Origin of the sequence: Cuspidothrix issatschenkoi CHARLIE-1 (assembly GCF_002934005.1) — a bacterium.
GTDB lineage: Bacteria > Cyanobacteriota > Cyanobacteriia > Cyanobacteriales > Nostocaceae > Cuspidothrix > Cuspidothrix issatschenkoi.
Genome location: NZ_PGEM01000105.1, coordinates 1 through 24,515 on the forward strand (window position 1 = coordinate 1; position 24,515 = coordinate 24,515).

Annotated in this window: 18 protein-coding genes, 1 tRNA gene and 1 pseudogene; 9 read left to right on the forward strand and 11 right to left on the reverse strand. The window is 36.6% G+C overall.

Annotated elements, in window-relative coordinates; genetic code table 11:
• Nucleotides 1-357: 357 nt before the first annotated feature.
• A complete protein-coding gene (locus tag CUN59_RS21485; RefSeq protein WP_165790207.1) occupies nt 358-531 on the reverse strand; it encodes an Asl3888 family RNA-binding protein in 174 nt (57 codons plus the stop codon).
• A gap of 446 nt (nt 532-977) precedes the next feature.
• Here CUN59_RS21485 and CUN59_RS14415 point away from each other — a divergent pair, with 446 nt between their 5' ends.
• Nucleotides 978-1,472, forward strand: a complete 495-nt coding sequence (locus CUN59_RS14415) for an NUDIX hydrolase (protein WP_104388497.1) — start codon at nt 978-980, stop codon at nt 1,470-1,472.
• Nucleotides 1,473-1,705: 233 nt separating this feature from the next.
• On the forward strand, nt 1,706-2,515 hold the full coding sequence (locus tag CUN59_RS14420) for an alpha/beta fold hydrolase (RefSeq protein WP_104388498.1): 810 nt from the start codon (nt 1,706-1,708) through the stop codon (nt 2,513-2,515).
• 210 nt (nt 2,516-2,725) lie between these two features.
• Here CUN59_RS14420 and CUN59_RS14425 read toward each other — a convergent pair whose 3' ends face one another.
• Together CUN59_RS14425 and CUN59_RS14430 are read right to left on the reverse strand one after the other, a co-directional pair.
• Nucleotides 2,726-4,078, reverse strand: a complete 1,353-nt coding sequence (locus tag CUN59_RS14425) for a C1 family peptidase (protein ID WP_104388499.1) — start codon at nt 4,076-4,078, stop codon at nt 2,726-2,728.
• 342 nt (nt 4,079-4,420) lie between these two features.
• On the reverse strand, nt 4,421-4,918 hold the full coding sequence (locus CUN59_RS14430) for a pentapeptide repeat-containing protein (protein ID WP_104388500.1): 498 nt from the start codon (nt 4,916-4,918) through the stop codon (nt 4,421-4,423).
• A gap of 270 nt (nt 4,919-5,188) precedes the next feature.
• Between CUN59_RS14430 and gcvT the strand changes: the two genes are divergently transcribed.
• Both gcvT and gcvH read left to right on the forward strand, forming a co-directional pair.
• Nucleotides 5,189-6,325 carry a glycine cleavage system aminomethyltransferase GcvT gene (gene gcvT / locus CUN59_RS14435; protein ID WP_104388501.1) on the forward strand — a complete coding sequence of 379 codons (1,137 nt, stop codon included), beginning with the start codon at nt 5,189-5,191 and terminating at the stop codon, nt 6,323-6,325.
• An 80-nt stretch (nt 6,326-6,405) separates the two neighbouring features.
• Nucleotides 6,406-6,795, forward strand: a complete 390-nt coding sequence (gene gcvH, locus CUN59_RS14440; RefSeq protein WP_104388502.1) for a glycine cleavage system protein GcvH — start codon at nt 6,406-6,408, stop codon at nt 6,793-6,795.
• A gap of 181 nt (nt 6,796-6,976) precedes the next feature.
• On the opposite strand, the gene CUN59_RS14445 is transcribed toward gcvH, so the two are convergent.
• The 4 genes from CUN59_RS14445 to CUN59_RS14460 all read right to left on the reverse strand — a co-directional run bounded on the left by CUN59_RS14445 (nt 6,977) and on the right by CUN59_RS14460 (nt 11,211).
• Complete coding sequence (locus tag CUN59_RS14445; RefSeq protein WP_104388503.1) at nt 6,977-8,197, reverse strand: hypothetical protein; 1,221 nt, start codon at nt 8,195-8,197, stop codon at nt 6,977-6,979.
• Entirely contained in the window at nt 8,194-8,601 is a 408-nt protein-coding gene (locus CUN59_RS14450; RefSeq protein WP_104388504.1) for a RusA family crossover junction endodeoxyribonuclease, read from the reverse strand. The genes CUN59_RS14445 and CUN59_RS14450 overlap by 4 nt, the downstream gene beginning before the upstream one ends.
• Nucleotides 8,602-8,782: 181 nt before the next feature.
• Nucleotides 8,783-10,066, reverse strand: coding sequence for a DHH family phosphoesterase (locus CUN59_RS14455; protein WP_104388505.1), 1,284 nt, complete (start codon nt 10,064-10,066; stop codon nt 8,783-8,785).
• Between the two features lie 647 nt (nt 10,067-10,713).
• The gene (locus tag CUN59_RS14460) at nt 10,714-11,211 is read right to left on the reverse strand and encodes an HNH endonuclease (protein ID WP_104388506.1); all 498 of its coding nucleotides are present in this window, start codon (nt 11,209-11,211) and stop codon (nt 10,714-10,716) included.
• 387 nt (nt 11,212-11,598) lie between these two features.
• On the opposite strand from CUN59_RS14460, the gene alr reads away from it, so the two are divergent.
• The 5 genes from alr to CUN59_RS14485 all read left to right on the forward strand — a co-directional run bounded on the left by alr (nt 11,599) and on the right by CUN59_RS14485 (nt 19,425).
• Nucleotides 11,599-12,786 (forward strand): alanine racemase, encoded by a 1,188-nt coding sequence (alr, locus tag CUN59_RS14465; RefSeq protein ID WP_104388507.1) that lies wholly within the window; start codon nt 11,599-11,601, stop codon nt 12,784-12,786.
• A gap of 109 nt (nt 12,787-12,895) precedes the next feature.
• Nucleotides 12,896-12,977, forward strand: a tRNA-Leu gene (locus CUN59_RS14470).
• A 320-nt stretch (nt 12,978-13,297) separates the two neighbouring features.
• Nucleotides 13,298-13,789, forward strand: a complete 492-nt coding sequence (locus tag CUN59_RS14475; protein WP_104388508.1) for a chemotaxis protein CheW — start codon at nt 13,298-13,300, stop codon at nt 13,787-13,789.
• 62 nt (nt 13,790-13,851) lie between these two features.
• Complete coding sequence (locus tag CUN59_RS14480) at nt 13,852-16,461, forward strand: methyl-accepting chemotaxis protein (protein WP_104388509.1); 2,610 nt, start codon at nt 13,852-13,854, stop codon at nt 16,459-16,461.
• Between the two features lie 45 nt (nt 16,462-16,506).
• The gene (locus CUN59_RS14485) at nt 16,507-19,425 is read left to right on the forward strand and encodes a hybrid sensor histidine kinase/response regulator (RefSeq protein ID WP_104388510.1); all 2,919 of its coding nucleotides are present in this window, start codon (nt 16,507-16,509) and stop codon (nt 19,423-19,425) included.
• A 23-nt stretch (nt 19,426-19,448) separates the two neighbouring features.
• Here the strand turns inward: CUN59_RS14485 and CUN59_RS14490 are convergent, their stop codons facing one another.
• From CUN59_RS14490 to CUN59_RS22095, 4 genes and pseudogenes are all read right to left on the reverse strand, one after another.
• The gene (locus CUN59_RS14490) at nt 19,449-20,186 is read right to left on the reverse strand and encodes a hypothetical protein (RefSeq protein WP_104388511.1); all 738 of its coding nucleotides are present in this window, start codon (nt 20,184-20,186) and stop codon (nt 19,449-19,451) included.
• A 26-nt stretch (nt 20,187-20,212) separates the two neighbouring features.
• Nucleotides 20,213-21,466, reverse strand: a complete 1,254-nt coding sequence (locus tag CUN59_RS14495) for an AAA family ATPase (RefSeq protein WP_104388512.1) — start codon at nt 21,464-21,466, stop codon at nt 20,213-20,215.
• Nucleotides 21,467-21,648: 182 nt separating this feature from the next.
• Nucleotides 21,649-23,805, reverse strand: coding sequence for a polyribonucleotide nucleotidyltransferase (locus tag CUN59_RS14500; protein WP_104388513.1), 2,157 nt, complete (start codon nt 23,803-23,805; stop codon nt 21,649-21,651).
• A 610-nt stretch (nt 23,806-24,415) separates the two neighbouring features.
• Nucleotides 24,416-24,515: pseudogene (locus CUN59_RS22095) on the reverse strand (Uma2 family endonuclease); the annotation flags it as partial.

Here is a 24,515-nt window from a genome sequence, read left to right on the forward strand (position 1 = left end):
TAAAACGCTATCGTCAATGCTCGTACTCAATTAATATAGCTGTAGACAGAGTAGTTAGGACATCAGTTAATCATGAAACTCTTACTACAAGAGGGTTTTACTTCTGACTCCTGACTTCTGACTCCTGACTACTGCTATAACTGATGACTGAAAATTAAAATAGGTAAGGGTGTACTAACGTACACCCCACAAGTTGCAAATTACAGCAGATTGCGAGTCAATGAGGTACAAACTAAAAACTAAAACATGACTTACGCCACGCTGCGCTATCAAACGGCAAGAGTGTTTTACCTCCTGCCCCCTGCCCCCTGCTTCCTGCCTTCTGCTATATGAAAGAGCAAAATTTAACGAGACACATTAATCAGCAGCATCCATTGCTGCTGCTCCTGTTCCTTCATCCTCTTCACTCTTAGGCGATCTTTGCTGGAATCGTCTGCCCATTCTTCCTGTAGTAGTCCGTTTACGAAACTTTCTGGCGTAAGCCTGGTTTCGTAGCGCCTTTTCTTTTTTCGGGTTACGGCGCTTTGCCATATTTACCTCATGAATAAACAACAAAAAACTGGCATCTAGGCGCTACTTAGGCAATATCAGCTACCTACGTTATTGATATACTTTTTTAGCCTAGTGCAGCGATCAATACACTTTAAACAGCATACTATTGTATCGTAACAAGAAGTCTTATGTCAAGCTAATTTTAGGCTACTCATAAGTAATGGGTCATGAGTTAATTGTAATTGGTAACATAAATTACTCTCTATCTTCCTGTTTTCTCTTTGTCTCACAGCAATATTTTTAGCTATTATTGGAATGATATCGAAAGCAGAGGTTAAAATTGATTGATTATGGGAAAATTACCGGGATTATTCACTCAAAACTGCAATATTTGTATAAATAAAAACACAATTATAATTTTGGAAGTTGAGTCTATACAAGTGCTGAAAAGTAGATAACATTAACATCACAAAGCAATTTCCAACTTGAACATTCTTGCTTTTTTTACGCCACTAATAGAGTCCTCACGTAGCTTATGGCACTTTGGACAAACCGTATTGGGTATTATATTTCGCCATCCCATTACTGGTACAAGTATTATCCCCATTTTACCTGATGGTCAGATTGTACTCATTAGAAGAAAAGATGATGGTCGTTGGTCATTACCTGGTGGTATGGTGGACTGGGGAGAAGATATTCCTCATGCAGTCCGTCGAGAGTTGATGGAAGAAACAGGACTAGAAGTAGTTAATATTCGTCGTTTAGTCGGAGTTTATTCCTCACCAAACCGCGATCCTCGCATTCATTCTATTTGTATTGTTGTTGAGGCTGAAGTTGAAGGAGAAATGACAATAACAGATACTTTGGAAGTTTTAGACATCCAAGCTTTTCCTCCTAGTTCTTTACCCAAACCAGATATGTCTCATGATCATGCTCGTCAGTTACAAAACTACTTAAATGGTTTAACAACACTGGCATAAAATTAAGAATTCAGGTGAGGCGATAATATGCTCGACTTCACCAGATCAATTTATAATTGCTGCACACAATAAATCAAAGAAGTCGGGGATCTAGATATGAAGGAGTAATATAGCTGTATTCTCAATACTTACAGATAAAATGTGGAGAATTTTAAATTTTTGGTTTTAAAATTAAATCTAAAATTTATAATTAGGAATTGCCAAAGTTAGATCAGTAAATTAGTAAATAGAAGATGAATATTTTATTTCGCAACTCCCGGAGAAAATTATCGCAAGGAGTATTGTTTTGGCGGGAAGTTGGTACAGGAATACCAATGATTTTCTTACATGGTGCATGGAATGATGGTAGTGAATGGGTATCAGCAATGGAATTATTAGCTAAAGATATCCATTGTTTTACACCAGATTTATTAGGTTTTGGTGAATCAGCACATCCTAGTATTCATCATTCTATAGATTTACAAGTCCAATGTTTAGCAGATTTTATTGAAGCTTTAAAGTTAGAAAAAGTCTATTTAGTTGGTAATTCTTTAGGTGGTTGGATTGCTGCTAGTTATGCTTTAAAATATCCAGAAAAACTATATGGTTTAATATTGTTATCACCGGAGGGAGTATCAGTACAAGGACAGGAAAAATATTGGCAAAAAAGCCGATTTTTGTTTAATTGTCCCATCTTAATAATTAAATTTTTACGCTTGATGAGTTACTTGATGAACTTGATAGGTTGGGAAGAAACAATTTCTAGAGATTTAGAATTAAGAAAAACTTTGTTAGCATATCCTACAGCTTGTCAGTTGCTTTTTAATCGTAAACCAGCAGAAATAGAAACGGAATTATTAGATAAAAAGTTACCTAATATTCAAGTTCCCTGTTTGATTTTACAAGGTGGACAAGATAATGCGATCGCCATCTCTAGAAGTAATACTTACGCTCGACTAATTCCTAATGTTGAATTACATACCATTGCCCATGGAGAAAGTAATTTACCAGAATCTTGTGCTGGGGTTGTTGCTGAAGCTATTCAGAATTTCATTAGTAAATAGGCAACAGAAGCATTCAGGTCCCCGACTTCTCTAAGAAGTCGGAGATATTGTTATATAGCTATATTCTCAATACCTTATCCAAATTGGCAAAAGCCTTGATTTGTAGGTTGGGTTGTTCGCGTTGCGAAGCAATAGCATGAAACCTAAAAAACGCGTTGGGTTGCGCTGTCGCTTAACCCAACAAAGCAGAAAATGGACAAGGTATTGATTCTAAAACAGACTTTCAAAGGGTTCATAATCATATTCTTCGAGAACTTCATTAAATAGCTCTGTTGCTCTATCATTATCAAGTTCTAAGTCTTGTCCTAACTTAGTCCAGTATTCATATTCTTCATCACTAAAACATTCATCAGCAAGAGCAAATTCCACAGACATTTGAAAAGCTTCCTCTGCTGCATCTTCAGCCAAAATAATTTGTACAGCCGCATTATAAAGCAGTTCAAAGCCACCAATTTCTAGTAAATTATTGATTTTTTCTTCTAGAGATTCAGTATCAATTTCATAGCTTTCATAAAGTCCTGCCAATAACTCAGATTCTTCATCAGATAAACCATCTACATCTGCACCATATAAACAAATAACTGCTATAGATTCAACCAGAGTTAAATAACAATTCTCTTGTTCTTCTGCGTCTTCTTCTTCATAAAATTCCTCATCAAAATCTTCATCTTCTTGATCCCAAATATCCTCACTTAGATCAAAGTCAGTTGTTCCTTTTATTTTCCAACATTCAAAACATAAATCTGAGTTTGTCATGTACTCATAAGGAATGTAGCAATATCCTCCATCTGCCCATTCTTCACCCCAGGAGTTACGGACAATAAAGACTTCAGCACTATCTTTATAACCGACGCAAAGCATCGCGTGTTTTCCATGTTCTTCTCTGCCTTCATCACCGTTTAAATCTGGCATCGGAACCCTGCCTTTAGCAGTCACACGATCAAAAGATTTAAACAAAGTGAGTCCAAAAATAAAAGGATAACCTTCTGCTAAACAATGTTTCATGGAATAAAGCTCAACAGAAACCTGTTCTGGTGTTTCCCATTGAAAATCAGGAACATTAAGAAGTTTTGCAGCCTCTTTATAGGCATGAGAAACTGGTTGAGTGTTAACATTTTTGACTTTACCATTTTCTGTAACTTCATAAGCCCAGGTTGATTCATGACAAATGCCTTTTTCCTGTAAGCTCATTAATGCTAAAGTAATGCTACTTCCTTGGTCTTGAATTTTATCTTGACCGAAGTGTTCTAGTCCTAATACTCTGGCATTATAATAAACAAAAAGACGGCTAAAATCAAGTTCCTGTCCTACACGATTCATCACATATTCATAACCCCCGACAACAGCATTTGCTGTACAACTATTAGCACCTGCTTGATTTTCTACAGGAGTCATAAAGGAACGGAGATCAACTTGTGGGGGTAATTCTTCTTCTGTAAAACGCTCAGTTTTATAGATGTCAGAACCAGGAATTTCTTGTTGGGAAGCACTACAACCGCTTAATGCTTTCCATAAACCTGTATTCCGATCTACGACATAAGATAATACAGCTTTTTTAGACATATAATTTGATGTGGATAATCCACAGGGCAACAAGTATAAAAATTATAAAATATGTCTCTAGACAGATGTGATATTTTTACAATTACTCAATTATTCTTAACACCTAGGACTTACGCATTGACAGGATGAACCAAATATGGGGTATGGTTTTCGGGCATTTTAAGGTTATTTTTTGATGATTTTTAAGCGATAGCGAAGCCCTGCTGCAAGCAGTTCGCTATTGAACAGAAGTTAATCGCCAAAAGCCTGAAACGACAGATTTTCGTTCATGCACATCATGGTTAATTTGTACAGTGCGTAAGTCCTAACACCCCCTCTCTGTCGGGAAGGGGATAAATGTTTTTACTTACATCTGAGGGATTCGCGAGTATCTGCACCTGTTTGAGAATTTACCCCACTGGCATCAAGACAAAGTTTTTTCACCTGTACCATATCTAAAATCGCATTGGTAAAATCAGCACCAGTGATATTAACCTGATCAAAACTGGAACGCAACATCATTGCATCTGTAAAGATGGCATCACTTAAGTCAGCGTTTTTAAATCTACTTAAGTAAGCAATACCTTCACTAAAATCCACACCGTGTAAATTGACAGTATCTAATAAAGCACCATTAAATACAGCACCCCGTAAATCAGCATTGCTAAAGTTAGTATTTTCTAATTTGACACTTGTAAACTCTTTACCAATTAAACTTTGACCGGAAAAGTCCTGACCAGGAACTACCTTGTTCAAAAGAGAACTGGTAACATTAGAAGAACTTGCTGCTTGGGCTGAAAGAGGGAAAAACAATACCACCACGGCTAACACACAGCTAATGACAATTTGCCAATACTTCATAATCTTTGCTTAATAAATCTCAACAATTCCACTATTAATCATTAAACCGCACTAGGGAGTCAGAAATAATTGGCTGCGAAATCAGAATCGATCCCGTAGGATATATAAGTGTTGATACCAATTTTTTATGAATATGAAGATGCACATAATCAGTCCCCCCTGTAGTCTCCCCTTAGTAAGCAGGGACGCTGAAGCCGGGGTGTAAATTATATGCAACTTTACAAAGAAATGGTATGAGCTACTATCCTACCTAAATATAAATAACCATCTGTGGCTAATCAAGAAAATATTACTCCCTCTCTAGCGCGAACCCCTTTATATCAAACGGGTGTAGAACTCAAAGCCAAATTTACCAGCTTTGGTGGCTGGGAAATGCCCATACAATATAGCAGTATTACCCAAGAACATCACGCCGTTAGAAATACTGCGGGAATGTTTGATATTTCCCACATGGGCAAGTTTACCCTCCAAGGTAAAAATGTAATTTCCCAACTTGAGTATTTAGTTCCTTCGGATCTGAGTCGCTTACAATCTGGACAAGCACAATATACAGTATTACTCAATCCGCAAGGGGGAATTATTGACGATATCATTATTTATTACCAAGGTACAGATACCACTAATATTCAAAAGGTAGTAATTATCGTCAATGCGGCAACTACAGATAAAGATAAAACATGGATCTTGACACATCTTGATCCTGATGTTGTTGAATTTCAAGACCTTTCACGGGATAAAATCTTAATTGCCCTCCAAGGTCCAACAGCTACTAGTCATCTTCAGTCCTTAGTTACCAATGATTTATCACTTATTAAGGCTTTTGGACATTTAGAAACAACTATTTTTGGCAAACACGCATTTCTAGCGCGTACTGGCTACACCGGAGAAGATGGCTTTGAGGTGATGATAGATCACGCTGTGGGTATAGAACTATGGCAAACTCTATATAATCTTGGTGTCATCCCCTGTGGACTTGGCTGTAGAGATACCCTGCGCTTAGAAGCTGCAATGGCACTTTATGGTCAAGATATTGATGATACCACCACACCTCTAGAGGCTGGTTTAGGTTGGTTAGTACATTTAGATACTAAAGGCGATTTTATTGGGCGAGAAGTGTTAATCCAGCAAAAAACCCAAGGAGTGCAACGTAAAATGGTAGGTTTACAAACACAGGGACGGAATATTCCCCGCCATGGCTACTCTGTATTATCATCAGGTAAAATTGTTGGAGAAGTATCAAGTGGTACTCTCTCCCCTACTCTTGGTTATCCCATAGCTTTAGCTTATGTTCCCACTGAGTTAGCAACCCTCAAACAGCAGCTAGACGTGGACATTCGGGGTAAAGCTTTCCCGGCGCTGGTGGTAAAACGCCCATTTTATCGCTCAAAGAATCGTGTTAATAACTGATCAGCTTTGAGGCTTTTGAGGAATAATGTGTTTTAGGTTACTCTTGTAACACTATTTTTTAACGTGGAAGTGCAAGTGATATGTCTTTTGAATATCCCCAAGATTTAAGATACTTAGATTCCCATGAATATGTTCGTCTGGATGGCGACATTGCCACTATCGGTATTTCTGAATTTGCTGTTGATCAATTAGGTGATATTGTCTTTTTGGAACTACCAGAAATTGGTGAAGCGATCGCTGTGGGAGAGACATTTGGTACAATTGAATCGGTCAAAGCTGTGGAAGAACTGAATTCACCTGTGACTGGTACTGTCATAGAACGGAATGATGCTTTAATAGAATCTCCTGAACAAGTCGCTGATGATCCCTATGGAGAAGGTTGGTTTCTCAAAGTGCGTATTAATGATGCTGCTGAAATTGAGGATGCGATGACAGCGGATGAGTACCGGGCTTTGGTAGAGGGTGAGTAAATAATTTGAATTTCAGATGATCTAAAATGTAGAGACGTTCCCCTAGAACCTCTCTACACAAGTGTGAGTTTTGTTATCTTAGCTGTTGAAGGTATATTTTTATTATTGAGAAGTAAATTTTCAAATTCCTCAACTTCCCATAGACATTATTTAAGGTTTATGTTCAAAGAATTTATACCTTTTATATTTTAGCCTTTTCTAATAATACATATAACATTTCAATCCGTTTGTAATTAACTATATCAATAATAGTTACTTTTTTGGATTTAACTTCAAAAATTATTCTATATATGCCTACCTTCGCAATAAAATTATCTGGACTTGAAGCCAGCTTAGAAACTTCAATTTCTGAACAATCAGGAAATTTTTTTAGATCACTAATAGCATGACTAATCTTTTCTTTTTCTTGAGTTGGTAAAGTATCAAGTGCTATTTGTGCGTTATCATCTACAACTATTTCATTTTTGTTTATCTGTTTATTATCAGATTTAGTAGCAGGATCACAATACTCAGAAACTATGTGTTGCAAATCATTGAAATTATTGGTTAATCCTTCTCGTTCGGATATTTCCTTAATCTCTGCCAGTGTTCTATCCTTTGTTTCTGTTGGTACGTCGTGTAATACAGAAGCAACTATTTCCAGAACTTTATGATATTCTTGTTGTGCAGTTTCAATACTTTTTTTCATACTAGCCACTGTTTGGCTTAGAAGGCTTCTATGTATGGCAGGAATCCATTCATCCAATAACTCAATAATCAACTTTAAAAACTTACCTAAAACCTCGAAATTCAGCTTCTGAATGTATCCGTGAGCCAGACGATTACGCTTTTCTAAATAAGATTGAATAATATCAAATTCAGAAATTGATAACTCTCCTAAAGAGTACATTGATCTTAGCAATCTTATAACTGGTAAACGTTCAATAGGAATTGATACATCAACTGCTCTTTTTCTTAATGCTCCCTCAAAAACACTCCAAAGAAAAATAAAAGCAGGTTCAATATTATTATTTTCAATCAGTTTGCCAACTTGACTAAAATGGTCAATTATTTCTTCCCAAGAAGGCAGTTCTTCACAAATTCCTGGTAATGATTCGGCTTCTATATCTTCAAGTGTCACTAATAAAAAACTCCAGCCTGGATGTTTACTCACTTCTTCTGCTACAGATTGTAAACGCTCAACTGAAACTGGACTAATGCTGGTTTTTACTCCAATTATTAGACCTATTAAATCAGATTCATTTTCATTCTTAGTAGCAAGAATATCGGGTTGATAATTATCCAAATCAAACGGTAATTGATCTGCTTTCGGGTTTTGTATAATAGTAAATCCCTGATCACGATACTTCTTAATCAAAGATTCAACTTTATCATCATGTAAACTTTTAGTATTGTTTATCATAAGTATTTTTCCAATGGTTGAGATTCACTTACTTTGACATAAACACACTCTTTACCGATAATGACAGCTTCCCGCAATAACAAAGGTAAATTTGTTATATCAATTGGCTCAGATAAAAACCGACGATGACTTTCTACATCTGATATTAGTCTATCATCTTCATAAACTAATTTATTGAGTGCATCCTGAATTGGTTTAATTATGTTATCAGTGTCAGGTGGATTATCACCACAAAGATAAATAAGGGTTAACTGTAAATTAGCATTGTTAATTGGGCTGCCACCTGTCCAAATCTTTTGGGCTTCAGAACGAACAAAAGTTTTCCATTCATTAAGTCCTTTGGGTTTTCCTTGTAATGAAACAGGCCGTCTGGGAATGACAAATTCAAAAGGTATTATTGACATTCCCAGTCCATCTCTTGATTATAACTTAATAAACTTACAGCACCTTCCACCACTTACTCCTCAAGTCTTGGCTATATCTCGAAATTGTACCAAGTTTATACCTACTTCTTTGACCCAAAAGCTAAATTCATTTTTAGGGTTTCAGCACTGCCAAACCCTAAATCAAGTCTTTTAATCCATTTTAAGACTGAATGGGATTATCTCTAGGATTCACCAATCTCAATAATTTCTGTTTAATTTGTGCGTCGAAAACTTCCCATTTCATTTTGGCATAGGCCGAATTTTCATTACCACCAGATAAAAAACCCATGGGAATTTCAAAGCCTCCTGCACCTGTCCTTCCACCACCAAAAAACCGCCCAGCGCTATCTTGTCCAAAGGCTTCTTTAATAAATTCATCGGGATCTAGGGTAAGTTTTGTGGTTCTGAGAGAACCTATCACCACTTCTAGTTCGTCATCTTCATCATGAACGATGCCATAAACTACTGCGGTATGCACATTTTCTTCGGTAACAAGAAAATCAGCAGCTTGGGGAATTGCGTCCCGGTCATCATAGCGCAAGTAACCAACACCAGCTATGGAAAAGTTATTTTGAACGATGCGGTTTTTGAGCGATCGCTCGATCACATCCATGACCCGCTTAGAACGATTTGCTTGCAAAATAGCATTTAATAACTGAGCATCATAAAATCTGCTCAAATACCCAGCAGCCATAAAATCCTCTTCTTGGGCTTGCATGAGGCGATTTGTATCTGAGCGTAAACCGTGCATTAAAGCTGTTGCACATTTAACGTGCTGACTAATACTGTTATCTAAAGTTAGTAATCCTGATTGTAAGTATTGAGTAAAAATTGTGGCAGTTGCTCGCACGTAGGGACGAACATCCATAAATTCTGATTTGAGTTCCCCTTGCAAACTATGATGATCTACTAGCACTACCAGAGGAATTCCCGCTTGTTGTATGGCTGGTAATAGTTGCGAGGTAGTTCCCTGGTTATCAATTAAGACAAACCCTTGATAAGATGATAAATCTTTACTTTTTAAGGTTTGCATTGTCCAGCGTTGGGCAGGTAAATTAGTTAACTTGACTAATGCAATATTTTCCTGGTGGCTTAGAGTTCCCGCATAGATAATTTCACACTTGATATCATACTGTTGGGCAATTAATTGATAAGACCAAGCGCAGGAAAGAGCATCTGGATCAGGAAAATCTTGTAAAATTACTAACTGCCGTTCATGGCGATGTCCCAGGAGAGTCTTTTGTAACTCTTCTGATTTTTGAGATGCCAAAGAATTGCCACGAGGTGCTAAATAGATACTGCTATCACCATTAGTGGATGCTAGGGAAGGCCGGGTTAAAGGTGGAAGTTCTATAATTTCTTTTTCTGGTTCTATTTCGTCAGGGTGGGGATCTGTATTTAAAGATACTCTCTCAATTGGAGAAGCGGGATAATTCACGTACATAGGGAAATGTATTTCTAGGCGTGGAGGGTAGGTTTATCAATTCAGATATAGTGCAAGCGGTGATGCGCTCCTGAAGCTACATAAAACTTGGCAATCATCTAAAATTAATTTTGTCACTTTGTAGACTCATTTATTGTTTGTCAATAGCATCAGTCAAAGAACTATTACATCCACCGAGAGTGCAAAAAAATGCTGAAAGTTAACTATGTCTTGCATCTGGGAGTTGTCTTCTGTGCAAACAAATATGCAGATTTTCAGAAAAATTTGATAATTATCTTGAATATTTATTTGGCTTGTGTTACCATTAAGAACCTGTGTGAAAAATTATTTTGTTTCTTCTGGCTCAATTTTTTGGCGTTATTTGATGGCAATCTATTCATTTACTTGCAATTGTACCAAATTATCAGTTGATCATAAAAACTATCTATATGTCGTTTTTTGAAGACAAAACTACAACGCTCTAATACATGAGGAAGTAATGATGAAACAAAAATATCAGCTTATTGGAAACTAGCCATAAGCTGTGGTTAGCAATAAATTAACAAGGCATTGCAGCCTATTCGCAAAAACTATGACTAGTTTTATTCAAACAGGTATCAATAGAGGCCTATTTTGCCCTCAATATTTGTAGTTAGTTATGGATAACGTCAAAGACCTATAACATATTTTTGCCACTCCTGATGCAGTCCATTTTTTAAATGCTTTGTCACTTCAAAGTAAAGACTGCTATGAGGTTGACGAGGTAAATGACGTAAAGGCATCCGGGCTTCTTGCGGTGTGCGACTACCTTTTTTGATATTGCAGCGTACACAAGCTGTGACAATATTCTCCCAACTATCACCCCCTCCACGCGATCGCGGCATGACATGATCCAGGGTTAACTCATCTCCTGTGTAACCACAGTATTGACAAGTATGACTATCACGATGCAAGATATTTCGACGAGTTAGAGCGATTTCCTTATAGGGAACGCGGACGTAATGACGCAACCGAATTACGGTCGGTAGCGGAAAATCCGAGTAAAGGAATTTACCATTGTATTCTAAGCGTTCAGCCTTACCTTTGATCAACAAAACCGTAGCACGTCGCCAAGTGGTGATGTTGAGCGGTTCGTAAGAAGCGTTCAGGACTAAGACCTTCCCCATGAATCTGCGCTCAAGGTATTAGTTTTACATATATTAACACAAATCTACTCTGCTTGGGGTATGAGAATAATTTATACGTTAGGGCAGGAGGAGCAGGAGGGCGGAGGAGAAATATATTATTCTTTTTCCTTTTTCTTCTTGCCTCTGGTTACTGAGCGACTTGTAATGAGCTTACGATGCCCACCAGCTAGTCGAAGGGTCGAAGTAAGTCGAAGTCTTGCCTCCTGCTTATTCTCTATTCCCTATTCTCTGTTCCCCCTATATCTTGTATAAATTACCGGATCAAGGGTAAACTTCCTGATTAAATTGATATGGCTTTGAGGAGTGAAAATTAAAATTATTAGTTAGTTTGGAAGGCTTACAGTGGTGTGATAGGAGTGCAATGCAATGTTAAGTGGCAAACAAACGCCGATTTTTGCAGACAGTCAGGAACGTGATACTTATGCTTGGTTTTCTCAAAGGGCTTGGGTAGAAATTGATTTAGGGGCCTTGTCCCATAATGTTAAGCAGTTAGTCAAGTTTTTATCACCACGTACCCAATTAATGGCCATTGTCAAAGCGGATGCCTATGGACATGGGGCTGTAACAGTTGCGAAAACAGCTTTAGAAGCGGGTGCAAGTTGGTTAGGTGTAGCCACTGTTCCCGAAGGGATTCAATTGCGGGAAGATGGTATTAAAGCCCCAATTTTAATTTTGGGTGCAGCTAACACACCAGAACAAATTCAAGCCATCGCCCATTGGCAACTTCAACCTACACTATGTAGTCCGAAGCAAGCTTTAGAGTTTTCTAACACCTTAGAAGCAATTAACTATCATGTTTCTTTATCAGTACATATCAAACTAGATACGGGAATGTCAAGATTAGGTACTAATTGGCAACAAGCAGCAGAGTTTGTGCAATTAGTACAAGGATTACCCCATTTAGATATTACCAGTATTTATTCCCATCTAGCTACAGCAGATAGTCCTGATCCAGCAGTGATGGAGGAACAGCATAGACGATTTGAGGAAGCAATTTCACAGATTAAAGCGAAAGGTATCAAAATCCCCAGTTTGCACCTAGCTAACTCAGCCGCTACCTTAGCAGATTCCCGATTACACTATGATATGGTGCGTGTCGGTTTAGCCATATATGGTCTTTCTCCTGCTACTCACTTAACTAATCAAATTCAACTTCAACCCGTTTTACAACTTAAAGCCAGAGTTACCCAAGTCAAAACCATAGCCGCCAGTACTGGTGTTAGCTACGGTCATCATTTTATTGCTCCCAGGGAAATGCGTCTGGCCGTAGTTGGTATTGGTTATGCTGATGGAGTTCCCCGCAGTCTTTCCAACCAAATGCAGGTATTAATCCGTGGACAGCGTGTACCCCAAATTGGTGCAATTACCATGGATCAAATTATGTTAGATGTCAGTTCCATACCAGATTTACAAGAAGGGGAAATAGTTACTTTACTAGGAGAACAGGGACAAGAACAAATTTCGGCTGATGATTGGGCAAATTGTCTGAATACCATTTCTTGGGAAATTCTCTGCGGCTTCAAACACCGTCTACCACGTGTAGCCGTGATGTAGTTAGTGGGGTGGGGAGAAATCATTTATACCCCATACCCCAATTGAGGATTTTCCATTTTTACCTATTGCCATAAATAATTTGTTATGTTAGTATGGGAGTTGATAAAACGCGGATATGGCGAAATTGGCAGACGCGCTAGATTTAGGTTCTAGTTCCGAAAGGAGTGAAGGTTCAAGTCCTTTTATCCGCACTACTAAAAATGTTGAATAATTAATATTTTAAATTATAGCTTTCCAGATTGCTGATAAACAGCAAAGTGAGGGAAGCGTTTTTTGTATAATTTTTTTAATCAACAATCCTAGAAACATTTCTATACTAGGAGTGATTAGGAACCAAGGAAAATAGTTTGTAAGTAAATTATACCAATGATTTCAAATAGGTTCAGGGACATTAAATATTGATCATGATCAAAAAATAAGCCTCAATTCAAAAAATCTTGCTTTTCTGGAGTTATCACCATCCCATTCAACTAAAATAAACTAATTTTCATCATACTTATCCATAAAAAAGATGCAAACAGATTTGAACTATCCAACCATACATACCAACAAAGAAGATAGCTATCTTAAATTTCAACTCAATCAACAAACTGGTGCTGTTTTATCCATTAGTCATACTCAGGAAGCAATTGTAACACCTGTGACATCGGTTACAGCAATTCCAAATATGCCATCTTGTGTATTAGGATTAATGAATTGGCGTAGTCATATCATCTGGATAGTTGATTTACCAAAGATGTTTAATTTAGAATCTCTTGATTATCGGTTACGTCAGTATAATATCATTGTTATTCAAATGAAATCAATGATTTTAGGTGTAGTTGTTCAAGAAATTCAAGGAACCACTAAGTTTACTGTTGATGATATTCGTTCTCCTGTAGGACAAGTCGCATCTAGTTTAGTACCTTATTTGTGTGGTTGTATAGTGCAACAAGAAGAAATATTATTGGTATTAGATGCAGTACATATTTTGCAATCAGAAATTCTTCGTATTAACTCATAATTGATACTTAGATAGTTTGTGTTAAATGTTTTGATTTCCTTTCGATGCAGGATGACTAATGTATGTTGAATAAAACTAATAATATCAAACAAAATACAGATTCTCAAAATCAACCAACTTTGATTACTTCCCCGAAACTCATTGATGATAAAGCAGAAAAATCTAGCACAGAAAATGTTGAAAATCGCGCATTAACATATAAAAAATTTAGATTAAGTACAAAATCTATAATTTTATCTATAGGTGTCGGCACTTTGCCAATATTAGGAATCGGCGCAATCGCTTATATTTTTGGTAGTAACTTAATTACTAAACAAATTATTACATCTCAAGAAACTAAAGCTATTAGCATTAGTGATACAGTTAATGGTTTAATTCAGCAACGCCATGGGGATATTCAAGTATTATCTAATTTATCGTGGTTCAACAAAAATAATGTAACCCAAAAACCAGGATCAGCACAAGCAAATTTAGTGGATAAAGTTGATATAATCCGATTTAATGTACAAACAAAAGACTCCTTAAATCGTCTGATAAAAACAAGTAAAGTTTATGATAGTGTAGCTGCATTTGATTTGAATGGACAAGTAATTATTCAATCAGCAGGAGAAACTTTAACCCCAGAAAACGAACTGCTTTATTTTCAAGAAGTAATTGAAAAAAATACTTCCATTGTTAGTCAACCTGTATTTCTCAAAAATATAGGTGCAGTCATTTATATTGCAGCACCTATCAAAGATAACGGTAATATTATTGGTATAGTCAGAACTCGTATACCCTTAAAATCCTTAGAAGAAGTAGTTCAAGGCTATACAAATGATACATATCAATATTATTTTTTAGATGAAACAGGAAAAATTGTTATTAGTTCCCAAGCAAATTTATTTGGGAAAGCAGCTATAGAAATATATCCAGCTTTAGCTAATGTTTTAAAAGCGAAAAATATTGATACATTTACAGCCATTGCTAAAACCGATCAAAAACAGGAATTAATTAGTTATATACCATTTCATAAATTAGCAGATTTACCGGGAACCAATTGGCAATTAATTCTCACTAAAGATACAACAATTGCCTTTAAACCTCAAAGAGAATTTTTGACATTAATTGCCAGTACAACTCCATTAATTGCATTATTAATGACTTTGGTAGTAGCTGGGTTAAGTCAGAGGATTAATAATAAAAACGATACATCTGTAGGTAATTTAAAGAGTAGCCAAGAGGACATACATCTCAATGCAGCCAAGCCAGAAGAGTACCCAGTAAAAGAAATTCAATGGCTAGAATTAATTTTAAATATTACTAAAAAAATGCGTATGCATTTTCAGCCTGAATACATTTATGAAACAGCAGTTTCAGAACTTATTCAAACCCTCACAGCAGACAGAGTAATTATTTATAAGCTAGATAATCAAACCGGAAAATTTGTAGCTGAATCAATAAATGGTGATTGGGAAAAAATACTGGGTGTATATAATAACGATGGTCATTGGCAAGAATTAGCAGCAAATCCTCAATTACAAATCATATCCAATTTAGAAACAGCTACTAATTTAGCTAATAGTTATCTTGAGTGGCTGCAAAAATTTTATGTGCAAAGCAGTGTCACTGCACCAATTTTTATTCATGGAGAAATTCAAGGCTTTTTAATTGTTCATCATTGTCAGAATTGCCATAATTGGCAGCCAGAAGAAATTAGTTTTTTGACACAGATAACAATGCAAATTGGTTATACTTTAGAACAATCCTATCTAGTAAATCAGATCAAAATATTAAAAGCACATAGCCAAGTTAATAACAGTCAAGATAGTTTAGAACTACAGAATTTTCAGAATAGTCTTCAGCCGATTGTTAATCAAATTGAACAATCTGTGAATGAAGTTAATATGTCATTCCGAAAAATCACAGCAGAGTCCGTGATAGAACCACAAAAAATTAACCACAGCTTAGAAATCATTAACAAGATGACAATTGCTATTCAATCTATAGCGAATATGGCACAGCAAACTGTTAAAATTGTTAATGAAAGTAATTATAAAGCCACGGATACTGAAGCAGCAATGAAGTTAACATGGCAAAATGTTTTATTGATTCAGGAAACAGTTGAGGAAACAACTAAAAAATTAAGATGGTTAGGAGAATCTTCCCAACAAATTTCTCGTGTAGTTTCTATTATTAATCAAATTGCTATGCAAACTAATTTATTAGCAATTAATGCCGGAATTGAAGCGGCAAAAGCAGGAGAAGAAGGTCAAGGTTTTGCTGTAGTAGCGGAAGAAGTGGGAGAATTAGCTGGTAGAAGCGCTACCGCAATTCAAGAAATTGAAGAAATAATTGCCAAAATTCAGCAAGAAACTAGCGAAATGTTACAAACAATGACTGTGGGAAATAATCAAGTTATTGAAAGTAGTCATATGATTAAAAATGCGAAACAGAATTTACAGCAAATTGTGGATGTATCACGACAAATAGATAGTTTAGTTAACTCTATTTTAAGTTCGACCACATCCGAATTACAAACATCACAAATTTTGAGTCAAACTATTCAAGAGATGAACAGTATGTCCACCCATAGTAGTGATAATTTTCGTCAAATTTATCAATCTTTAGAAAAAGCAGTAGATATTTCACAGGAATTAAAGGAAACTTTAGAAACTTTTTTGGTTAATTAAGCTTCTGATTAATTGGCAGAACTCATAAATAAGGAATCATGACTAATGACTAAAGATAAAGAATTTGAAATCCAGATGCAATTTCTGGAAGAAGCGACTGATTACCTCAATACTTTAGAGGGAATTTTACTAGAAATTGATAATAACAAACGGATTGAATTAGAACATATTAACGCAGCCATGCGAGCCGCCCATTCAATTAAAGGTGGTGCAGCAATGATGGGATTTCGTGTATTAAGTGATTTAGCCCATCGTTTGGAAGATGCTTTTAAGGTTTTAAAGACTCAGAAAAATTCTCTAGAATTTGATACTCATTTACAAAGTTTACTACTATCTGCTGTTGATTGGCTCAGACAAATTGTTGGATTGCTTGCTAAGGGTAATAATTTAGATCGTAGTTGGTTAGAAAAAGTTTGTTATCCAGTTTTTGATCAACTTTATCAGCGTCTTGGTGAACCTGCACCAGAAAATATTACAACTTTATTATCATCAGAAAATGGTCAAGAATTTATCCCTTTATTGTTTGAAACGGAAGTTGAAGAATATTTAAAACGTCTAGAAGCAAGATTAAAAAGTAGCAATAAATCAGGGTTTAGATCGGATTTAGCCATGATGGCGAATGAGTTAGCTGGGTTAGGTGAAATGCTTCAGTTAACAGCTTTTACCGAACTATGTCAATCAGTCAGCCGTTCTCTAGATACCTATCCTGATCAGTGTTTAGAAATTGCTGATTTAGCATTACAAGCATGGCGGCGATCACAAGCCTTAGTATTAAGTAATCAATGGCATAATTTACCTAAAAAAATTGATCTAGGTCAAATTATTGATGATCGTGCCTCTGTACAAATAAATATGTCAGCGAATCAAGCCTATCATCTATTAAATAAACCAGTTACTTCTGATTTTAAATTATTAGAAAATGTAGAATTATATCCAGAAATTAATGCCGTTGATTTTGCTGGTCATGCAGAAAATCTACCAATAGATACTAAATATCCTGAACGTAAAAACGATATTAACCCCCTGCATAAAGAAAGAGAAAATCAGGAAAATACAGTTAGAGTTCCTAGTAAACATCTTGAAAGAATTAATGATTTATTTGGGGAAGTCATTATTCAACGCAATGGCTTAAATGTCCAAGTAGAAAGACTGCGTAAATTAGTCCGTAGTCTCAGTCAAAGAGTCCAAACTCTTGATGAAGAGAATCAAGGAATGCGGATAGCTTATACAAAAATGATCAATTATAATCATGTAAATGAAGAAACAGAAAATAATATTTTAGAATCAGATAGCCAGCAAAAAATAAATTTATTATCTCAGAATGTGATGGAAACTCTTGTCCAATTGGCAGAAGTTGCGAGTGATATTCAATTAAGTGTTGATGATACAGATCAAATAGCCCGAAAATTAAATAAAACTTCCAAACAATTGCAACGACAATTAACCCAAATTAGGATGCGTCCTTTTTCCGATTTAGTGGAACGTTTTCCCAGGGCAATTAGAGACTTAAATGTTGAGTATGGCAAAAATGTCCAATTAAAAATTGAAGGAGGAAATACTTTAATTGAGCGAAGCATTTTGGAAGCTTTAAATGAGCCGTTAATGCACTTATTACGCAATGCTTTTGATCATGGAATTGAAGATCCGGCAACACGCAAAGCCCAAGGAAAATCCGAACAAGGTTTAATTGAAATTAAAGCCGCTTATCATAGTAATCGCACAATTATTACTATCCGTGATGATGGTCGAGGTATTGCGTTAGGAAAAATTCGTGATCGGGCTGTAAAAATGGGTTTGGATCATGTTTTATTAGCAAATGCTACTGATGAAGAACTGCTATCATTAATTTTTGAACCTGGTTTTAGTACCTCGGAACAGGTAACAGCTTTATCTGGTCGGGGAGTGGGAATGGATGTAGTGCGAAATAACCTGAAAATAGCGCGGGGAGATGTGAATGTTGATACCCAAGCTGGCATAGGAACAAAATTTACATTATCTGTACCATTTACCCTATCAGTAGCGCGAGTATTATTAGTAGAAAGTGATGCTTGTGGCGATCGCAATTATCGTTTACTCTTAGCATTTTCTACAGATGTGATTGCGGAAATTTTCTTATTAGCAAATGAGCAAATTTTCTATCAAGATAGTAAGGAATTTATTCATTGGCAAAATACTCAATTACCATTATTACGCCTCAATAGTTACTTTGAATTTAATTGTTCTCATTACAGTAACTGGGAATTGGAAACCCCCCCCATTATTAATGCAACCAGCGTATTAATAATTAAACATGATCATCAACAAATTGCCGTTCAAGTAGAACGCTGTTGGGGTGAACAGGAAGTAGCAATTCGTCAAGTAGAAGGTAATATTCCCCTACCTAGCGGTTTTAATAACTGTACTATTTTGGGCGATGGTCGAGTAGTTCCCCTAGTAAATACAAATGATTTAGTATTATGGGTAACAACTGGTCAACGTCCCCATGTTAGTAATAAACTACCAACCACAAGATTACAAACTGCCTTCCTACAACCACCAAAAGTACGCATTGTCAGCCAACCTACCCGACAAAAAGGAATTATTTTAATCGTTGATGATTCAATTAATGTGCGGCGTTACCTAGCTTTAACTCTAGAAAAAGGTGGATATCAAGTAGAACAAGCTAAAGATGGTCAAGAAGCTTTAGAAAAACTAGAAAGTGGTTTACAAATTCAAGCGGTAATCTGTGATATTGAAATGCCACGACTTGATGGTTATAATTTCTTAGAACGTATTAATAATAATGCAGAATTAAAACATATTCCTGTGGCAATGTTGACCTCTCGTAGTAGTAGTAAACATCGTCAATTGGCTATGCAATTAGGGGCAAAAGCCTATTTCTCTAAACCTTATAATGAGCAAGAGTTATTGAAAACATTGGAGGAAATTATTTTCCAGGTTGTGGAAACAGTATCATCTAATTAGGACCTGAAGAGTAAGCTTTATTTTTAGATGATATATTTACCCAGAGATAAAGTTTGAATAAAAGTACGAGATTCCGGGATATTCTGAAAAATTCTGCCTATACTTTCTGAGTTGATAAAATCTAACGCGTTTTTCTTCAACTCTTCTTCTCTTAAAGTTTGCAGTTCAGTAGTACCATAAAGTAATTGTTTCAATTCTCTTGGTTTTTTACCATAAGCTGATTTAATGAATTTTTGAGAATCTGTTTTAGCAGCAGCTATTAATATTTCTGTAGAAGGAAAAACAACAAATGGAATGACTACAGGTAAATATTCATGGGTATAATTTTCTCTTACTTTCGCTCGATAAAATTCTTCTATACTACCTACTAATATGTTAGAAATACTAACTCTCCAATCTTTGAAGTAGTCATCAGGATGGGAAAATGTATGTTCACTATCAGCAGTCACTAAAATAATGTCTCGATTAGAAATTAGCCCTAGTTCACTTTCAAAGTCTGCAAAAGCACCAAAAATAGTTCTTGTCACTGAGTTTTTCAACGCTAAAGCTTCTTTACCTGTTAGGTAGCAGCTATCTTTAATTTTATCAGCCTCTCGACAATATTTATCTACTGCATCATGAATATTTTGTCTGTTTAACTCAATATAGTTAAGAGTTACATTGTTTTGGTCTTCATCAGATAGAATACACTCAGAGATTTTTTTAAAAATTGCTATATCAGTCGCTCCATCTCCGATAATACCTATATTTCTTGCTAACATCACATTTTTCCTCATTACCTACCTGATTAACCAATTGTCCCTTCATACCACAGTTCTGCTAACCTATATTTTGGTATCTCGACTATCTTTTTACCTGTAGTTTCATCCTCTATAATTTCACCTTCTACAGTACCTATACCTACCAGTGTTTCTAGAGATGTATTTAGATTTCTGACATCACTCTTTCTATTGCGTTTTTCTAGCCGCACTGTATAAACATGATCTAAATGATTATGAAATTCGCGCAAAACAGATGGACTATGGGAAGTAATGATAAATTGAGATGTAAAACCTTCTGAAGTTGGAGATGTCATTTGCCAAATCCAACGCATTAATTCTTGAATATTTCCAGGATTGACACCATTTTCAATTTCTTCTAAAAGTATCAAACTTGGTGTTCTATAAAGAGAAGCAAGAAGACTAATAGCTGCTGCTTTCATGAATCCATCTGAAACTGCATCTGGTGTAAATTCTTGCAGTTTTGTATTTTGTCCAAGATCGAAAATCCACGCAAGTTTTGAAATTTTATCGTTATAACGAACCCCGTGAAAGTTATGATCAAATCGTCTCATCAAAGCAGTAAATCTTGTAAATGTCCGTTCTTCTTTTTCTTTGATATATTTAATAACTGCTTGTAGTCCATAACCTGTATTACCTAATTCAGAAGGAATTTTAATAAAATCACTCTTGTCTCTTTCATCCTGAGAATCATCAATATCATGAATTTGATCATCTTTAACTAGACCTTTAAGAAAAGCTGGTTGGAAGTGATAACTATATGTGTTTGCAAAATCTCCAAAAAAATCTCTACATAGTTTTTTTTCTGCTGTTTGCAAAGATGTATTATCTTCAATATCTTGTCTTAAAGCAATTAAATTAGTTGGCTGATCATATCCACTTACAATTATCTTTTCATCATTATTATCTAGTTTAATTGTTATTTTTTCTTTGCAACTAGCAGATTCTGGAAAATTTTTGTTCTCATACAATTCTATTTCATAAATAATACTGCCATTAGAGTTATGCCAAGATATTTTAAATCCCATTGGTTCGCCATCAGCTAGTCTATAACGATGAGCATATAAGTCTCTGTGGACATTAACTGTTTTTTTAGCATTTCCAGGGCGACCTCTTCTGACAAGCCTACAAAAGTGTTGTATACCTGCTAGAAGATTAGACTTACCTGAATTATTATTACCAATTAATAAGGTGACTGGATGAAGTTCTATAGTAGTCAGCTTATGGGTTTTAAAGTTTTTAAGTGTAACTTGTGTAAACATAATTGTTTTCTGGCAATGGCTTAAATTTTAATTACATTATTACTGTTGATAGCAATTTGAGAATTAACTTGCTAAAAATTAACTTTAACTAAAATTACCGTAGCGATGCCTACTAGCAAGGCATCGCGGATTTTAGATTTGTGATTCATCCGTAATCTAAAATCTAAAATCCAATCAGCGGTCTAACGGTTTACTGCGGCTGCTTCCCGTGCTGCTGCTGCTTGATCTGGGTGAATACCCAAGCGTGTCAGGTTAATGCGACCCTTGTTGTCAATTTCTCGCACTTTGACAATGACCTCATCACCAACAGCTACTTCATCTTCAACTTTACCAACGCGGTAGTCAGCGAGTTGAGAAATGTGAATCATACCTTCTTTTCCAGGCAAGAATTCCACAAAAGCACCAATGGGTATAATCCGGGTCACACGACCGATGTAAACATCCCCTTCATGGAGTTTACGAGTCATGCCTTGAACAATTATCCGCGCTCTCTTCGCCCGGTTTTCATCAACTGCGGAAATGGTGACAGTACCATCATCTTGGATGTCAATTTTTGCACCAGTTTCTTCAGTGATACCCTTAATGGTTTTACCACCAGGTCCAATAACTAGACCAATCATGTCAGGATCAATCTTAATTGTTAGCAAACGTGGAGCAAAGGGTGAAGTTTCTTCCCTGGGAGTGTCAATAGTCTGGAGCATTTTTTCCAGAATGTGCAACCGGGCAGATTTGGCTTGGTTAACAGCTTGGGCAATTACCTCTAAAGGCAAACCAGATATTTTCATATCCATTTGCAAAGCAGTAATCCCAGTATCAGTACCAGCAACTTTGAAGTCCATATCACCCAAAAAGTCTTCAATGCCTTGAATATCGGTAAGGATTCGCACTTCATCCCCTTCCTTAATCAAGCCCATTGCCGCACCGCTCACAGGTTTAGTAATGGGTACACCGGCATCCATGAGGGATAAACTAGAACCACAAACTGAACCCATTGAAGTAGAACCGTTGGAAGAAAGGACTTCCGAAACTACGCGAATGACGTAGGGAAATTTGTCCTTGGGTGGTAGTACAGGTAACAATGCTCGTTCCGCTAATGCACCATGTCCGATTTCCCGTCTACCAGGGGCGCGTAATGGTTTGGTTTCGCCGACGGAGAAGGGGGGGAAGTTATAGTGATGCAGGTAACGTTTGGTTTGCTCTAGTTGCAAGTCATCGTTAAGATTTTGGGCATCTCCAGGAGTACCAAGGGTACACATTGATAGTACCTGAGTTAGTCCCCGGTTAAATAGACCGCTGCCATGTACTCGTTTGGGTATTATACCAACCCTACAAGATATAGGACGGACTTCATCAAGCTTGCGACCATCCACACGCACGTTATCTTCAATAATTTGACGGCGCATGAAGTATTTGGTAATGCTTTTGAAAGTATTCCCCAAAGCTTTGGAATCTGCTGTGGCCGCAATGCGAATGGGGTCTTCTTCCGATAAAGCGGAGATTTCAGCAGCGATACCATCTTTAACTGCATCTAAAGCAATATCACGATCAGTTTTAGTTAACTCAAATTGCGCCAAGATTTTCTTAATCTCATCACTAGCGCGATCGCGGATATAGTTTTCTAAAGTTTGATCTGGTTCTGGTGGTGCTTCTTGCACAAGTTTTAAACCTAGTTCCTCAACTAAATCTAACTGTGCCTGAATCAAATCCCGAACTGCTTCATAACCAAAATCAATCGCCTCAATAATATCCTGTTCTGGCAACTGATTCGCACCAGCTTCGACCATGATCACCCCATCTGGGGAACCAGCTACCACTAAATCCAAATCTCCCGCCTCAATTTCTGCGTAGGTAGGATTAATAATGAAATCGTCACCCACTAAGCCAACTCGCACTGCGGCCATTGGTCCATTAAAAGGAATTTGGGCAATGAGGGTAGCAATTGAAGCACCTGTGACTGCTAACACATCGGGGGGGACTTGCTCATCCATTGACATGGTTATTGCCACAACTTGCAAATCATCCCGCAACCATGAAGGGAATAAAGGACGGAGTGGACGGTCAATCAGACGACTGGCAAGAATTGCCTTTTCCGGTGGGCGACCTTCCCGGCGCATAATTCCCCCAGGAATTCTTCCCGCCGCATACAATCTTTCTTCGTAATCTACGGTCAATGGCAAAAAATCAATGCCTTCCCGCGCTGCTGACCTTGTAGCCGTTACTAAAACAGTTGTATCTCCTGATTGTATTAAAACCGACCCACCTGCTTGGGGGGCTAGTAGGCCAACCGTCAGTCGAATATCCCGTCCATCAAAGGATATTGACTTTTCAAATTCTGCCATTCAGTTTTTTTTCCTTCTCTTACGCGATTCTCACTCTGTGGCAATCCTAACATTTATGAACTCTAGACGGCTTCTGTAATAAACAAACATAAAACAAAATTTCCTAAGTTAGCTGTACAACGGGCTTCATATCTGGGTTTGTTCCCTAAGTTATATTTTTCAGAACGATTTAATAATATTTAATCAATCAATTAACAGGCAATTGGCTGTATTAACCTTGCCTCGTCCTTAATCAAGAATTTGATGATTTGAATATTTTAATAATTTTTGTCAGAATCGGGATGTCCAGGATTTAAGGATTGAAGGATATTTGGTTGTTTTAGGCTTTTGGGAATGAAGTTTATATAAATAGCGATAGGGAAGCGCTGCTGCAAGCAGTTCGCCTAAAAATCAGCGAAAAATCACATTTAAATGTCTGAAACCCATACCTCATATTTGGTTGATTCTGTCAACGCGTAAGTCCTACATTGATAGAATTTGGTGATTATCGAAAATATTTAATGTATTAATCCTGTAAATCCTTAAATACTAGGTATCCTGATTCTGACATTTTAATCATTAGTTTATTAAAGCTGTTGTTAGGTTGCGCTATCGCTTAACCCAACATACATTAAATAGTATCAGGATCTATATTTAATTCCCGCAATTTAGCTGCTAAACGTTCTGATTTTTTCGTTTCTTTTTCTGCGGTTTCTTCAGGTGTGGGAACT

Coding starts and splice junctions, on each gene's coding strand:
- CUN59_RS21485 (WP_165790207.1), bottom strand. CDS start 531: ATGGCAAAGCGCCGTAACCCGAAAAAAGAAAAGGCGCTACGAAACCAG.
- CUN59_RS14420 (WP_104388498.1), top strand. CDS start 1,706: ATGAATATTTTATTTCGCAACTCCCGGAGAAAATTATCGCAAGGAGTA.
- CUN59_RS14425 (WP_104388499.1), bottom strand. CDS start 4,078: ATGTCTAAAAAAGCTGTATTATCTTATGTCGTAGATCGGAATACAGGT.
- CUN59_RS14430 (WP_104388500.1), bottom strand. CDS start 4,918: ATGAAGTATTGGCAAATTGTCATTAGCTGTGTGTTAGCCGTGGTGGTA.
- gcvH (WP_104388502.1), top strand. CDS start 6,406: ATGTCTTTTGAATATCCCCAAGATTTAAGATACTTAGATTCCCATGAA.
- CUN59_RS14445 (WP_104388503.1), bottom strand. CDS start 8,197: ATGATAAACAATACTAAAAGTTTACATGATGATAAAGTTGAATCTTTG.
- CUN59_RS14450 (WP_104388504.1), bottom strand. CDS start 8,601: ATGTCAATAATACCTTTTGAATTTGTCATTCCCAGACGGCCTGTTTCA.
- CUN59_RS14455 (WP_104388505.1), bottom strand. CDS start 10,066: ATGTACGTGAATTATCCCGCTTCTCCAATTGAGAGAGTATCTTTAAAT.
- CUN59_RS14460 (WP_104388506.1), bottom strand. CDS start 11,211: ATGGGGAAGGTCTTAGTCCTGAACGCTTCTTACGAACCGCTCAACATC.
- alr (WP_104388507.1), top strand. CDS start 11,599: ATGTTAAGTGGCAAACAAACGCCGATTTTTGCAGACAGTCAGGAACGT.
- CUN59_RS14475 (WP_104388508.1), top strand. CDS start 13,298: ATGCAAACAGATTTGAACTATCCAACCATACATACCAACAAAGAAGAT.
- CUN59_RS14480 (WP_104388509.1), top strand. CDS start 13,852: ATGTTGAATAAAACTAATAATATCAAACAAAATACAGATTCTCAAAAT.
- CUN59_RS14485 (WP_104388510.1), top strand. CDS start 16,507: ATGACTAAAGATAAAGAATTTGAAATCCAGATGCAATTTCTGGAAGAA.
- CUN59_RS14490 (WP_104388511.1), bottom strand. CDS start 20,186: ATGTTAGCAAGAAATATAGGTATTATCGGAGATGGAGCGACTGATATA.
- CUN59_RS14495 (WP_104388512.1), bottom strand. CDS start 21,466: ATGTTTACACAAGTTACACTTAAAAACTTTAAAACCCATAAGCTGACT.
- CUN59_RS14500 (WP_104388513.1), bottom strand. CDS start 23,805: ATGGCAGAATTTGAAAAGTCAATATCCTTTGATGGACGGGATATTCGA.